Annotated in this window: 15 protein-coding genes; 10 read left to right on the top strand and 5 right to left on the bottom strand. The window is 66.6% G+C overall.

Annotated elements, in window-relative coordinates:
* Positions 1–126: 126 nt before the first annotated feature.
* The 4 genes from U9978_RS14160 to U9978_RS14145 form a co-directional block, all read right to left on the bottom strand.
* Positions 127–1596: a helix-turn-helix transcriptional regulator gene (locus U9978_RS14160; protein ID WP_322761588.1), complete on the bottom strand. Its 1470-nt coding sequence runs from the start codon at positions 1594–1596 to the stop codon at positions 127–129.
* A 192-nt stretch (positions 1597–1788) separates the two neighbouring features.
* A complete protein-coding gene (locus U9978_RS14155; protein WP_322761587.1) occupies positions 1789–1983 on the bottom strand; it encodes a hypothetical protein in 195 nt (64 codons plus the stop codon).
* Between the two features lie 106 nt (positions 1984–2089).
* Positions 2090–2905, bottom strand: a complete 816-nt coding sequence (locus tag U9978_RS14150; RefSeq protein WP_322761586.1) for an NUDIX hydrolase — start codon at positions 2903–2905, stop codon at positions 2090–2092.
* A gap of 4 nt (positions 2906–2909) precedes the next feature.
* Positions 2910–4313 carry a nicotinate phosphoribosyltransferase gene (locus U9978_RS14145; protein WP_322761585.1) on the bottom strand — a complete coding sequence of 468 codons (1404 nt, stop codon included), beginning with the start codon at positions 4311–4313 and terminating at the stop codon, positions 2910–2912.
* Positions 4314–4471: 158 nt separating this feature from the next.
* Here U9978_RS14145 and clpS point away from each other — a divergent pair, with 158 nt between their 5' ends.
* From clpS to rdgB, 9 genes are all read left to right on the top strand, one after another.
* The gene (clpS, locus tag U9978_RS14140) at positions 4472–4762 is read left to right on the top strand and encodes an ATP-dependent Clp protease adapter ClpS (RefSeq protein WP_322761584.1); all 291 of its coding nucleotides are present in this window, start codon (positions 4472–4474) and stop codon (positions 4760–4762) included.
* 63 nt (positions 4763–4825) lie between these two features.
* Positions 4826–5362: a DUF2017 domain-containing protein gene (locus U9978_RS14135; protein ID WP_322761583.1), complete on the top strand. Its 537-nt coding sequence runs from the start codon at positions 4826–4828 to the stop codon at positions 5360–5362.
* Positions 5363–5436: 74 nt separating this feature from the next.
* Positions 5437–5841 (top strand): M67 family metallopeptidase, encoded by a 405-nt coding sequence (locus U9978_RS14130; RefSeq protein ID WP_322761582.1) that lies wholly within the window; start codon positions 5437–5439, stop codon positions 5839–5841.
* Positions 5842–6048: 207 nt separating this feature from the next.
* The gene (locus tag U9978_RS14125; protein WP_322761581.1) at positions 6049–6462 is read left to right on the top strand and encodes a MoaD/ThiS family protein; all 414 of its coding nucleotides are present in this window, start codon (positions 6049–6051) and stop codon (positions 6460–6462) included.
* A gap of 13 nt (positions 6463–6475) precedes the next feature.
* Positions 6476–7423, top strand: a complete 948-nt coding sequence (locus tag U9978_RS14120) for a cysteine synthase (protein WP_322761580.1) — start codon at positions 6476–6478, stop codon at positions 7421–7423.
* Between the two features lie 180 nt (positions 7424–7603).
* Entirely contained in the window at positions 7604–8227 is a 624-nt protein-coding gene (locus tag U9978_RS14115) for a hypothetical protein (RefSeq protein ID WP_322761579.1), read from the top strand.
* Complete coding sequence (locus U9978_RS14110; protein ID WP_322761578.1) at positions 8224–8970, top strand: MBL fold metallo-hydrolase; 747 nt, start codon at positions 8224–8226, stop codon at positions 8968–8970. The genes U9978_RS14115 and U9978_RS14110 overlap by 4 nt, the downstream gene beginning before the upstream one ends.
* A 155-nt stretch (positions 8971–9125) precedes the next feature.
* Positions 9126–9884, top strand: a complete 759-nt coding sequence (gene rph, locus U9978_RS14105; protein WP_322761577.1) for a ribonuclease PH — start codon at positions 9126–9128, stop codon at positions 9882–9884.
* 30 nt (positions 9885–9914) lie between these two features.
* Positions 9915–10544, top strand: a complete 630-nt coding sequence (rdgB, locus tag U9978_RS14100; RefSeq protein WP_322761576.1) for an RdgB/HAM1 family non-canonical purine NTP pyrophosphatase — start codon at positions 9915–9917, stop codon at positions 10542–10544.
* 527 nt (positions 10545–11071) lie between these two features.
* On the opposite strand, the gene U9978_RS14095 is transcribed toward rdgB, so the two are convergent.
* On the bottom strand, positions 11072–11440 hold the full coding sequence (locus U9978_RS14095) for a DUF6247 family protein (RefSeq protein ID WP_322761575.1): 369 nt from the start codon (positions 11438–11440) through the stop codon (positions 11072–11074).
* 115 nt (positions 11441–11555) lie between these two features.
* Between U9978_RS14095 and U9978_RS14090 the strand changes: the two genes are divergently transcribed.
* Entirely contained in the window at positions 11556–11984 is a 429-nt protein-coding gene (locus U9978_RS14090; protein ID WP_322761574.1) for a TIGR03668 family PPOX class F420-dependent oxidoreductase, read from the top strand.
* Positions 11985–12154 lie beyond the last annotated feature (170 nt).

Below are 12154 nucleotides of genomic sequence, written 5' to 3'. Positions count from 1 at the left end.
GGCGGCGGCAGCTCGTTGCGGATGAGGGCGGTGACCTGATGGCCAGCCGCAGCGAGGGTGTCGGTGACGACCCCGCCTACAAAACCGGCCGCGCCGGTTACGAGAACACGCATGACCCTGGCGCGTTCAGGACGTGGCCCGCATGTGCAACCCCGGAAGCAGCGTTCCGCGATGGCGCCACGCGAGTTCCAGACAGGCCGCCGCCGAGGGAGCGAGCGGCTCCTGCTCGATCAGCCGGCGGACGGCCGCCGGCGTGAACGGAATGCCGTCACAGGCGCGCCGGCCCGGACCCGTGGTAACGACGGATCCTTCGGCGTTCATCGGCACCATCCCGCTGAACAGCGAGTCGAACACGTCAGCGTCTACGATCACGACAGTCAGGATCTCGCCGAAGAGCGTGAGCGCATCGAGGCCCACGCCGAAACACCACACCCGGACACCGCCGGAGCGACGGAACCGCTCGAGCGAACGGAAGGGCTCGCTGTTGTCGTAGTCGATCAGCGTGGAGCTGCTGCCGTCGTGTTCGGCATTGCCGAGAAGCTCCTCACTCAGCTCACGCATGATGTTGCGCCACAGATTGAAGTCCGTCCGGTGATGGGAGGCAGAGATCCCTGACGGCTGGAACACCCCGGCCGGTAGGACATGGTAAACACCACCGGCGGTGGCGACCGAGCCGGCACTGCGTCGGTGCAGGACGAAGCTGGCTCGGGTGGTGTCATGGCGGATGGTCAGTGTGTTGATCGAGGGCAGCGCGACCCGCCGTCCCAGGTCGAACGGGTCTCCGATGCGGCGCCGGAAAGGCAGCGCCGGCCAGGACAGGCCACCGCCGAGCATGGCGGCGGCCGTCTCGTGCGCGACCGACTCGCAGATGTCGAGGGCGTCGAAGTAGGTGGTGTGTCCGAAGGACATCCTCGGACGCCTGGTGTCCTCCGTGCGGGCTGCGTCCAGCAGCCGGAAGCTCAGGCGGTTCTCGAAGAGGGTGGGTCGGTCGAGGTCGCGCATGGCCCGCGTGTAGGTGCCGAACGCCGACCCGTCGACGGCGAGCGGGCGCACGTGTTCGGTCTCGGTACCGGCGCCCGAAACGGCCGGCGGGCTGACCGTGTCCGACCAGTCCAGCTCGATGTCGGCGATGTCGACCGGCGCGTCCCACATCCAGCCCGGCCGGGTCAGCAGGCCGTTACCGAGGCGGTAGGTCTCGGGATAGAGCTGGGCGGCGGCACGGGCCAGGCTGATCCGGTGATGGTTGAGGTGGTCGCGTGTCAGTCGCCAGGCGCGCTGGCTCGCCGCAACCCGCTCCGCCTGGGGATTGGCGGCTGCGACGTCTCGGCGGCCGTCGGCAAGGGAGCCCGCGGCCAGGCCCACGTCCTCGGGTGACAGCGAGAGTCTGCGAGCGATGTGGCGAAGCGTGGAGATGTCGTGGATCGCGCGGCGCCCGCTTTCGACCTTTGAGACATAGGACTGGTCGAAGCCGAGCCGTTCGGCGAGTTGCTGCTGGGTGAGCCCGTAGGTCTGCCGGTATGAGCGGAGCAGCGGGCCCACGCCGGCGGGACGCGATGTCTGGTGTGGAGGCGTCCACAGCCATGGTTGACCAGTCACCCGCAGTCCTTTCGTCCTACTTTGGGGTTGCTGGAAGTTCAGTATAACTAGTTAGACAACTGCTGGCTCATGGCTACAAAATGGTTGCTTCCAGTTAAATGCTTGTGTCACCGCACGTGAATATGATCATACGATTTGTTCGTGAACGGTCGGGCCGTGTCCGTGTCCGTGTCCGTGCGCGCGGGCTCCGGCTCAACGGTTCACGGCGCCGTCGGCGAGATCGAGAAGTACGACGACGACGATCAGCAGGATGATCCAGCGCAGGAGGCCCATCCGGCTCCAGAGATCCTTGGCGAGGCCTCGTCCGGCGCGACCGGCCAGAAGCAGGAGCGTGCACAGCGCTCCACCGACAACCACGAGAAATATTCCGGCGTTGCTGGGATCCACGCCGACAACGATCTCATGCGAACCGGCGCCGGAGGGCGAGCCCTGCGCCGGGACCGGTTGCCCTGCGCCGGCACCGATCGGTGGTGCGGGCTGGTTGGTCTCGGGCTCACACCGTCCGGCGCAACAACGGGGGATGCAGAGCGGTCGCCGAGCCTCGCCGGTACAGCTCGGCGGGCCGTCCCCCACCACGCGGCGCCGCCCGGGCGCCCACCGGCACCACGAAGCCCGTCGTCGACAGCACCTTGCGGCGGAAGTTGGGGGGGTCCAGCGGAGCTCCCCAGGCGGCCTCGTAGACGCGACGCAGCTCCGCCAGGGTGAACGGTTCTTCGCAGAAGGCCGCGGCGAACGGGGTGTACTCCAGCTTGCTGCGCGCGCGCTCCATGCCGTCGGCGACGATCGCCGGATGGTCGAAGGCGAGCGTCGGGCCGTCCGCCGACCCGAGATCCTCCACCGGCCACCACCGGGCTCGCGGGCCGTCGCGGTCGGCTCCCGGCGGCGGCAGGTTCGGTAGTAGTGCGAGGTAGGCCACGCTGACGACCCGGGCCCGGGGATCGCGGTCCGGGCGTCCATAGGTCCGCAGCTGCTCAAGATGACCCGAAGCGGCGACTCCGGTTTCTTCGGTGAGTTGGCGACGGGCCGAGGCGTCCAGGTCCTCGTCCACCCGGACGAGGCCACCGGGCAACGCCCAGTCGTCCTGGAAGGGCGGGGAGTCGCGCTGCGTGACCAGAACACAGAGCTGGCCGGCCCGCAATGTAAGCAGGACGACGTCCACACTCACCGCGATCGCCAGCCCGGGGAACACCTCCGCCGCGTCGTGCGGCGGTGCCTGCGGGCCGGGTACCTGTCGGGACGCTGCCTCCGCTGTTGCTGCCGCATCCGTTGCCGATTCTGCTGCCGCTGGTCCGGTCATGCCTGCCGCCATGGCCTCAACGTTGCCCGGTGGGCGCCCCGACAGCGATGACCGGCAGACACGGTTCGCCGTAGGAGATCGACCGAGCGTCCGCCGGCAGGCACGCCAGGGTCGCCTCGTGATGTGCGCGAGCCGCGAGCAGCCTGTGCGCGCCGGTCCGGCCGGCGTCCAGGACCGCTCCGCCGCGCACCAGCGGGACCAGCAGGCGGCGGTCCAGATAAGTTTCGCGCAGGCCGGTCTCGTGCGCGCCGGGACTGGACGGTTCAGCGCCGGTCGGCGTGGCGGAGCCGGCCGCGTCGATCGTGATCACGTCCACGACCGCAACCCCGTTGCGGTCGTGGCGGCGACTCACCCGCTTGCGCCATCCTTTTGTGCTCTTGCCCACTGACATCTTGGCAACACCCGTCCCGTCCACCTCGACGAGTTTGTAGACGAAGCCGGCGGTGGGTGCTCCCGAACCGGTGACGAGCTTCGTGCCGATGCCGTAGCCGTCGACCGGAGCGTGCGCGAGCCGGGCGATGACGTGCTCGTCCAGATCGCCGGTGGCGATGATACGGGTACTCTGCGCGCCGAGCGAGTCCAACTGCGCCCGGGCGGAGCGGGCCGTGAGTCCGAGATCACCGCTGTCGAGACGGATCGCGCCGAGCCCCGGGCCGGCCACCTCGAGCGCGGTCGCGATCGCGGCGGGAACGTCATACGTGTCCACGAGCAGCGTCGTGTCGACGCCGAGTGCGGCGACCTGGGCGGCGAACGCGAGGCGTTCGGACGGATGGACGAGGGTGAACGCGTGCGCCGCCGTTCCCGTGGTCGGAATGTCCCACCGCCGGCCCGCTTCCAGGTTGGATGTGGAGGTGAACCCGACCAGGTAGGCGGCTCGGGCCGCGGCGACGGCAGCCTGCTCGTGGGCACGCCGTGAGCCCATGTCGACGCATGGCCGGCCCGCCGCCGCGGCGATCATCCGCGCACCCGCGCCGGCGATCGCACTGTCGTGGTTGAGCACGGACAGCACCAGCGTCTCCAGCAGGATGCACTCGGCGAAGGTGCCTTCCACGACCAACACCGGGGTGTTCGGCATGAACGGCTCACCCTCGGCGAGGCCCTGGATGTCCCCGCCGAAGCGGTATCCGGCCAGGTAGTCCGCGGTGGAATCGTCCACGATCCCGGCGTGGCGCAGGAAGGTGAGTTCCTCGGGTCCGAAGCGGAACGACTCAAGGGCCTCCAGTATGCGTCCGGTGCCGGCGACCACACCGAACCGGCGGCCGGGCGGTAAGGCTCGGGTGAACACCTCGAAGACCACCCGGCGCGATGCCGCTCCGGACCATAACGAGGCCTGCAGCATCGTCAACTCGTAGTGATCGGTCAGCAGAGCCGTCGATGCCAGCGCCGAAGGGCGCATGGACGGCGATGTAGGCGTGGCCATCCCGACCAGATTAGGGACCTTGGCCGATAGGTGCTCGCGCTCCGGGTTGCAAAGGTATAAATCGGAACAAAAGGTAGGTCGATCATGGTTGTCCGAGGGCTGCAGGGTGCGCGGTGGTCGGGGGGAAGGCGGATCGTCGACGCGTCACAATAGAGGTCGTGCCACTTGCCACTGTCGCGCCCGAAGACATCTCGGAGGTTGACGAGACCACCGAGGACGACCGACCCTGGGTCACGATCGTCTGGAACGATCCGGTGAACCTGATGTCGTATGTGACATATGTCTTTCAGAAGCTGTTCGGTTTCAGTCTGGACAAGGCCAAGGCCCTCATGCTCGACGTGCACCACAAGGGTCGGGCCACCGTGTCCGCCGGCACCCGGGAGGAGATGGAGCGCGACGCCACCCGTCTGCACGCATACGGCCTGTGGGCCACGATCGCGCAGGACTAGCAGGGACTATTCTGCGCCGGCAGCAGGCTTCGATCGATCAATTGTGATCTTGGGTGGGAGAGCGTGTCCAACGGCTTCAGTCGTACTAGAGACGGCATCCAGGTAGCCCTCGGTCCACTGGAGGCGACGCTCCTGATCGAGCTGATCGGCCAGATCGACGCGCTGCTGGAACCGCCACCGGTGGACGACCCACTGGAGGCGATCGTCGGGCTGCGTGCCGTGGCGCCGCCGCCGCCGGATGACCCGGCCGTGGCGCGGCTCCTGCCGGACGCCTATCCCGACGATCCCGATGCCGGCGCCGACTACCGTAGGCGAACGTCGGACGACATCCGTGCGGGCAAGCGCGCGGCCGCGCGCAGGGTGCGGGCCACCGTTCCCGCGACCGGCGGGCAGACCGTGCTCGATGACGACCAGGTCCAGGACTGGCTGGTCACCCTCAATGACCTGCGACTGGTGTTCGGCACCCGGCTCAACCTGTCCGACGATGCCTCCGCCGAGGCTCTCTACGCGATCGAGGGTGACGATCCACGCAGACCTGTGGTCGAGTTGTACCTCTTCCTCGGTGACATGCAGGACCAGCTCGTGCACGTATTGCTGTGACGCCGGCGGGTCTTGCGCACCATGTCGGCCTGATGGCATCCCGTCGCCGATGCCACTCGTCATACGGTGGATCCGTGCTGCGTATTGAACGAGCAGTCTATGAGGCCATCGTCGCCCATGCCCGACGAGACCACCCCGACGAGGCCTGCGGGATCGTCGCGGGACCGGCCGGCTCGGACCGTCCAGAGCGCTTCGTGGCCATGGAGAACGCGGAGCGGTCACCCACGTTTTACCGGTTCGACTCCATGGAGCAGCTCAAGGTCTGGCGTGAGATGGACGACCGGGATGAGGAGCCGGTAGTGATCTATCACTCACATACCGCCACCGAGGCGTACCCCTCCCGGACGGACGTCTCGTTCGCTTCGGAACCGGGTGCCCATTACGTCCTCGCCTCCACCCGCGACCCGCAGCGGACCGAGTTCCGGTCGTATCGGATCGCTGACGGAGTCGTCACCGAGGAGCCCGTGGAAATCGTCTGAGGCGTTCACGACGTTGTGCTGGGTGGCTGACCGTGTCCCCCCGCGTCGATTCTCCGGGCGAGCGCTGAACCGGCACGGTCAGCGGCTGCCGTGGGATGGGACACCTCGTCCTGGCAGAGATGATGATAAGGAGTTTGGTCGCGTCCGGCGGTGACCAGCGAGACTGAGCAACACCGTGCAACACCGTGCAACACCGAGAGGAGCACCATGGCAGTCCAGGTCCGCGTTCCGACGATCCTGCGCAGCTACACGGGTGGGTCCAAGGTCGTCGAGGGCGTCGGTGACACCCTCGACGCGCTGTTCATCGACATCGACAGCCGTTTTCCGGGTCTGCGGGGCCGGCTCATCTCCGGGGACGGCGGCGGTGAGCTACATCGCTTCGTGAACATCTATGTCAACGATGAGGACGTCCGTTTCCTCGGTGGTCTTGATGCAAAGATCGCTGATGGTGACAATATAACTATATTGCCCGCCGTCGCCGGTGGCTCCGCCATGATACCGGCGACTTCGGGTGAGGTAACCATATTGCCCGCCGTCGCCGGTGGCTCCGCCATGATACCGGCGACTTCGGGTGAGGTAACCATATTGCCCGCGGTCCCCGGAGTCCTAGCAGGCAGGTAGGTCAGAAGAGCTGATGCGTTTCGATTCTCTGGTGGACTCGGTAGGCCGCACCCCCCTGGTGGGCCTGCCGAGGCTCTCACCGTCACCGGATGTACGGCTGTGGGCCAAGCTGGAACAGGACAACCCAACCGGTTCCATCAAGGATCGCGCGGCCTTGTGGATGATCGCCGATGGTGAGAAGCGCGGCATTCTCACTGCCGGCGCGACCGTCCTTGAACCGACCTCGGGTAACACAGGTATCTCGCTGGCCATGGTCTGCCGCCAGCGTGGCTATCGGCTGATCTGTGTGATGCCCGAGAACACCTCCGTCGAGCGGCGTCAGTTGCTCGCCATGTGGGGTGCCGAGATCGTCAACTCGCCTGCGGCCGGCGGCTCGAATGAGGCAGTGGCCGTAGCCAAGCGGCTGGCCGCCGAACATCCTGACTGGGTGATGCTCTACCAGTACGGTAACCCGGCAAACGCGCAGGCGCATTATGAGACGACCGGGCCGGAACTCCTTGAGGATCTCCCGTCCATCACTCACTTTGTCGCGGGCCTCGGCACCACCGGGACGCTGATGGGCACCGGACGTTTTCTCAGCGAACGGGTACCGGATATCCGGATCGTCGCGGCGGAGCCCAGATACGGTGAGATCGTCTACGGCCTTCGCAATATCGACGAAGGATTCATTCCCGAGCTTTACGACGGGAGCGTGCTCACCACCCGTATCTCGGTAGGTCCGAAAGAGTCACTACGTCGAACCCGGGAGCTGGTCGAGACGGAGGGAATCTTCGCCGGGATCTCGACCGGGTGCATCCTGCATGCGGCATTGATCGAGGCCGAGAAGTGCGTGCGGGCCGGCCAGCGTGCCGATATCGCCATCATTGTCTGTGACGGCGGCTGGAAGTACCTGTCCACCGGCGCCTACGCGGGCACGCTGGAGGAAGCCGAGGCGGCGTTGGAGGGTCAGCTCTGGGCCTGATCGGAAGCCGTGGAAGTCTACCTGGTCATCGACCTGGTGTGGTAATGGTCACGATTTTCCGTCCCGTGCCCGGGAAGCGGTTGGGATGCCTACGTGGGCCGGGGTGTCCAAAATTCGACACGGGTATCGTGACCACTGCCACAGGGTGAGAACCCGATTTCGGGCTTAGTCTGATCGCTCATGAGCGGCGCGCCCATCGGGGTATTCGACAGCGCAGGCGACGGCCACACCGTCACGCAGGCGATCCTCGATCAGCTCCTGTCCGACTCCACCCGTCGTCCCGTCCGTGACACGAGGCGTGGTCTCGGCCGACTGCGACCGCTGGCCGGGCCGCACTGGTCGGCCGGCGCCTCCATGGTCGAAACCACGCGGTCCGAGGGTGGGGAACCGCGTGACATCCGGCCGACCGAGGTGGCCTCCCGTGCAGCCGTGGCGGTCACCGGCGTCCGTGAGCACGACTGTTCGGCCCGGGTTGCAGCCCGGCGCATGGGCGTGACCCGACGTGCCTTCCTGGGTGAGGCTGAGCGTGGTGAGACGAACAGTCGACAGCCGCCGGTACCGACCAGGATTCATCTTGCGCCATTTCAGGAAGTCGATGTGGACACAATAATCCCGGGTTGCACTCGTAATCCTTTGTTGACCGGCGTCATCGGCTTTTTTATGGGAGAGGGCGTCACATTGACGAGCAGCAGGAAAGAGATCGTGCAGGATGCCTGCCGGGAGTCGGCTCGGCTTCGCATAGGCGCACGGCCGCGGATCGTTGTGGCGGGATTCGTGCCGGCGGGAGCGGGGGTGGCCCGATGAAGCTCACCGTGCTGGGTTGTTCGGGTACCTATCCGGGACCCCGGTCGGCGTGTTCCTCCTATCTGATCGAGTCCGACGGCTTTCGGCTTGTGGTGGACGCCGGGAACGGGTCTATGGGAGAACTACAGCGGCACTGCGACCTGCGGGACGTCGACGCGGTACTCCTGTCCCATCTGCACGGCGACCACTGCCTTGATCTTGTGGTGAGTGCCTACGCCCGTCGTTACCATCCCGAGGGGATGCCTCCGAAGCTTCCGGTCTACGGGCCGATCAACACTCAGGAACGTCTCTGTGCGGCGTTTGAGCGTTGGCCCGATGATTCCCTGGCTGACATCTACGACTTTCAGACGATCAGTCCGGGACGGCTGAACGTGGGTCCCTTCCGGATCGATCTGGAAAGGGTGGAGCATCCGGTCGAGGCGTTCGGCATGCGGGTGACCGCCGACGGGCGTTCGTTGACCTACTCGGGTGATACCAGCGCCTGTGACCAGCTGCTACAGCTGGCCCGAGAAGCTGATCTGTTCTTGTGCGAAGCGGCTTACATGGATGTCCCGGACAATCCGCCGGGTATTCACCTGTCGGGGCGTGAGGCGGGGGAGCACGCCGCCAAGGCGGATGTCGGACGTCTCGTGCTCACCCACCTCGTGCCATGGGGTGACACGCAACGCAGTTATGAGGAAGCGGTCGGCGCTTTCGACGGTCCGCTGGCTCTCGCCGAGACCGGAGCGGTCTACGAGCTCTAGGGCTTGTCCGGTGGATATCGGGCGATGTGTGAGTCTTCGGGTGTTGGTGGCGGGTTGTGGCCGCTCGGCGGTCACAACCCGGGTCAGCCAGCGCTAAGAGCCTGCGCGCGACGGCCGTGCTGTCCGCTTGCCACCTGCCGGTAGGGTCGATCGTCGTGAAGCGTTCCGACGGCAGGACATTCGACGAACTGCGGCCAGTAGTGATCAATCGTGGTTGGCAGGACCATCCCGAGGGCTCTGCACTGATCGAGTTCGGGCGGACCCGGGTGTTGTGCGCAGCCTCGGTCACCGAGGGAGTACCGCGTTGGCGCAAGGGCAGCGGCCTGGGCTGGGTGACCGCGGAGTACGCAATGTTGCCGCGGGCGACGAACACCCGTAATGATCGCGAAGCGGTGCGGGGTCGCATCGGTGGCCGTACTCACGAGATCTCTCGGCTGATCGGCCGCAGCCTGCGTGCCAGCATCGACCTCAAGGTGCTCGGAGAGAACACGATCGCGATCGACTGCGACGTTCTGGTGGCCGACGGCGGCACCCGCACCGCGTCCATCACCGGCGCTTACCTGGCTTTGTCGGACGCGTGCGCATGGCTGGGCCGCCCGGATGCGATGATCCGTAGCGTGGCCGCGGTGAGCGTCGGCGTGGTTGACGGTCAGCCGATGCTGGACCTCGCCTATGACGAGGATGCCGGCGCTGACACCGACATGAACGTGGTCTGCACCGGTGACGGTGGCTTCGTCGAGGTCCAGGGAACGGCGGAGGGTGTGCCGTTCGATCGGGTCATGCTCGACCAGCTGCTTGATCTGGCGGCCCAGGGATGCGCGCGACTGACCGAGATCCAGCGGGCGGCCCTTGCCGGGGTGCGTCCGGTGCCGTCCGGAGGGCCACGGCCGGCGACCCGATCGTCGTCCCGGTGATCGTCGATGGTCTCCAATGAAGATCGTGTGGTGAGTAAGGTCGTGCCCACGCGTGTCGTGCTGGCGAGCCGCAACGGCGCCAAGCTCGTCGAGCTGCGCCGCATTCTGGCTGCCGCGGGGCTTACCATCGAACTGTTGGCGTTGCCCGACGGCCCGGATGTCCCTGAGACCGGGGTCACCTTCGCCGAGAATGCGCTGATCAAGGCGCGGGACGCCGTGCGGGTCACCGGTTTGCCCGCCGTGGCGGACGATTCAGGGCTTGCGGTCGACGCCCTCAACGGGATGCCCGGGGTACTGTCCGCGCGGTGGGCCGGGTTGCTGCCGGGGGTGCCCGCGGCCGAGCGTGACGTCGCCAACAATGCGCTCGTCCTCGCCCAGTTGGCCGATGTGCCCGCGGCGCGGCGCGGCGCGGGGTTCGTGTGTGCGGCGGCCCTGGTGACCCCGGACGGCACCGAACAGGTCGTGCACGGTGAGATGCGCGGACGGCTGCTGACCGGGCCGCGCGGGACCGGCGGTTTCGGCTATGACCCGCTGTTCCTGCCTGACGGTGAGGACCGGACGAGTGCAGAGCTCAGCCCGGCCGAAAAGGATGCGATCAGCCACCGAGGGCGGGCCTTCGGAGAGCTCGCGGGTGTCCTACGGGCGCGGCTGGGTATCTGACCGCGCCCACGGACCGGCTCCCGCCCGTTTCCGGGGCGCGGTCGGACATGTCCGGAGCGTTCCACGTAGAGATCTACTGTCGGGCGTTTGGCCACGTTCCGTGATTGACCTCCCGGTGTCGTGCGGACGACAGCGAATTCCGGCAAAATACATTGCGATAGACCACGCCAAAACGGGTACATGGAGGCCAATTGCCGTGTAAGCTAGAACCACCTGTAATCGATCAGTGACTATTTGCTATCGGCAGGGTAGGTTAAGGACGCGGCTGAGGTGTCCGGGTCGTTCCCATCCGTCCCCGACTCGTGACACCCCAGTCGCGTCCTCGATCACCCTCGGTGGCTGCTGATCCGAGTCATGGGTGCGCAGACCCTGGCGCGCAGGTATTGGTACCCCAGGCATTGGTGCCCCAGGCGCCGTCGGCGCGTGGGGAAGGGGAGCGTCAGACCGGCATTCGGGGGCTCCGGCACCAAGCACCGGTGCCTGTCCTTGCCCGTCGCCGCGTAGGTCCTGATGTCGGTCGCTCTGAGTCAGTGCCCGTGTACGTCACCCATCGCACCGTGTAGCGCTTCATCAGCGTCCTCCGGGTGCACGTGCGGGTAGCTGGTGGTCTGGTCGAACACCGTGTGGTCACCATCCGTCGTGCGGCGACGGTCCGTGTCGATCCCTTCCTGGATCTCCGGATTCGCGCACAGTACCGCCGCTGGCCACCATCGTTCGACCACATCCTGGACGGCATCCAGATCGAACTGGTCGTCGACGTGCGCCAACGCGTTGCGAAACTCCGCCTCGAACTCTGCCCGGCGTTCCGGATCGAGCGCGGCATGGACCGCCGGCCCGGTCTTGTCCACCCGCATCCGCACCCCGTACAGCGGGGTCGTCACGTCCGCGTCAGCCATGGTCCCATTGTCTCGTCCTGCTGTCGGGACTGCAGGCGGGGGCATCGTTGCGTGCTTGTCTGCCCGACAGCAGATCAGTCGTGACCGTAGGTGCTTCTGCCGGTAGGTATAGGGGATGAATCTGGACGCGGCTGAGGCACGCATTCGGTTTGGCGCCGGCGGGGTCGCCCGGCTGGCCACGGTGGACGCGGGCGGGCAGCCGCACCTGGTGCCGGTGACCTTCGCGCTCCACGATGACATGATCGTGATGGTCGTGGACCACAAGCCCAAACGCTCGACGGCCCTGCGCCGTCTGGCCGACATCACGGTCAATCCGAGAGTCAGCCTGATTGTCGATCATTACGCAGACGACTGGAACCAGTTGTGGTGGGCGCGTGCCGACGGCGTCGCCCGCATCGTCGAGCACGGATCCGCCTGGCGTGACGCGATTGACCGGCTGGTGGCGAAGTACGGCCAGTACCGGGAACACCGACCGACGGGCCGGGTCATCCTGGTGGAGGTCCGCCGCTGGACGGGCTGGGCCTATGCCGGTGCGAGTGGGTGAGTACGAGCAGGAGCCCGATGATTCGGACGGTACGTCCGGATCCGCTTGCCCGGCCTACTGATCCGTACATGGTGGTCATCTGCGGGTAACGCGACCATCACATGATCAGGAGACGCTTACGTAGTGAATCTTGCCGTTTGGCGAGATGGGGTGGGATGTCGGATCGGGAG

Origin of the sequence: Protofrankia sp. Cr2 (assembly GCF_963555885.1) — a bacterium.
GTDB lineage: Bacteria > Actinomycetota > Actinomycetes > Frankiales > Frankiaceae > Protofrankia.
This window is presented reverse-complemented; position numbering and strand designations above follow the sequence as displayed.

Excerpts from the sequence above, each read along its gene's own strand:
- U9978_RS14150 (WP_322761586.1), bottom strand. The coding sequence starts at position 2,905 with ATGGCGGCAGGCATGACCGGACCAGCGGCAGCAGAATCGGCAACGGAT.
- U9978_RS14145 (WP_322761585.1), bottom strand. The coding sequence starts at position 4,313 with ATGGCCACGCCTACATCGCCGTCCATGCGCCCTTCGGCGCTGGCATCG.
- U9978_RS14125 (WP_322761581.1), top strand. The coding sequence starts at position 6,049 with ATGGCAGTCCAGGTCCGCGTTCCGACGATCCTGCGCAGCTACACGGGT.
- U9978_RS14120 (WP_322761580.1), top strand. The coding sequence starts at position 6,476 with ATGCGTTTCGATTCTCTGGTGGACTCGGTAGGCCGCACCCCCCTGGTG.
- U9978_RS14115 (WP_322761579.1), top strand. The coding sequence starts at position 7,604 with ATGAGCGGCGCGCCCATCGGGGTATTCGACAGCGCAGGCGACGGCCAC.
- U9978_RS14110 (WP_322761578.1), top strand. The coding sequence starts at position 8,224 with ATGAAGCTCACCGTGCTGGGTTGTTCGGGTACCTATCCGGGACCCCGG.
- U9978_RS14095 (WP_322761575.1), bottom strand. The coding sequence starts at position 11,440 with ATGGCTGACGCGGACGTGACGACCCCGCTGTACGGGGTGCGGATGCGG.
- U9978_RS14090 (WP_322761574.1), top strand. The coding sequence starts at position 11,556 with ATGAATCTGGACGCGGCTGAGGCACGCATTCGGTTTGGCGCCGGCGGG.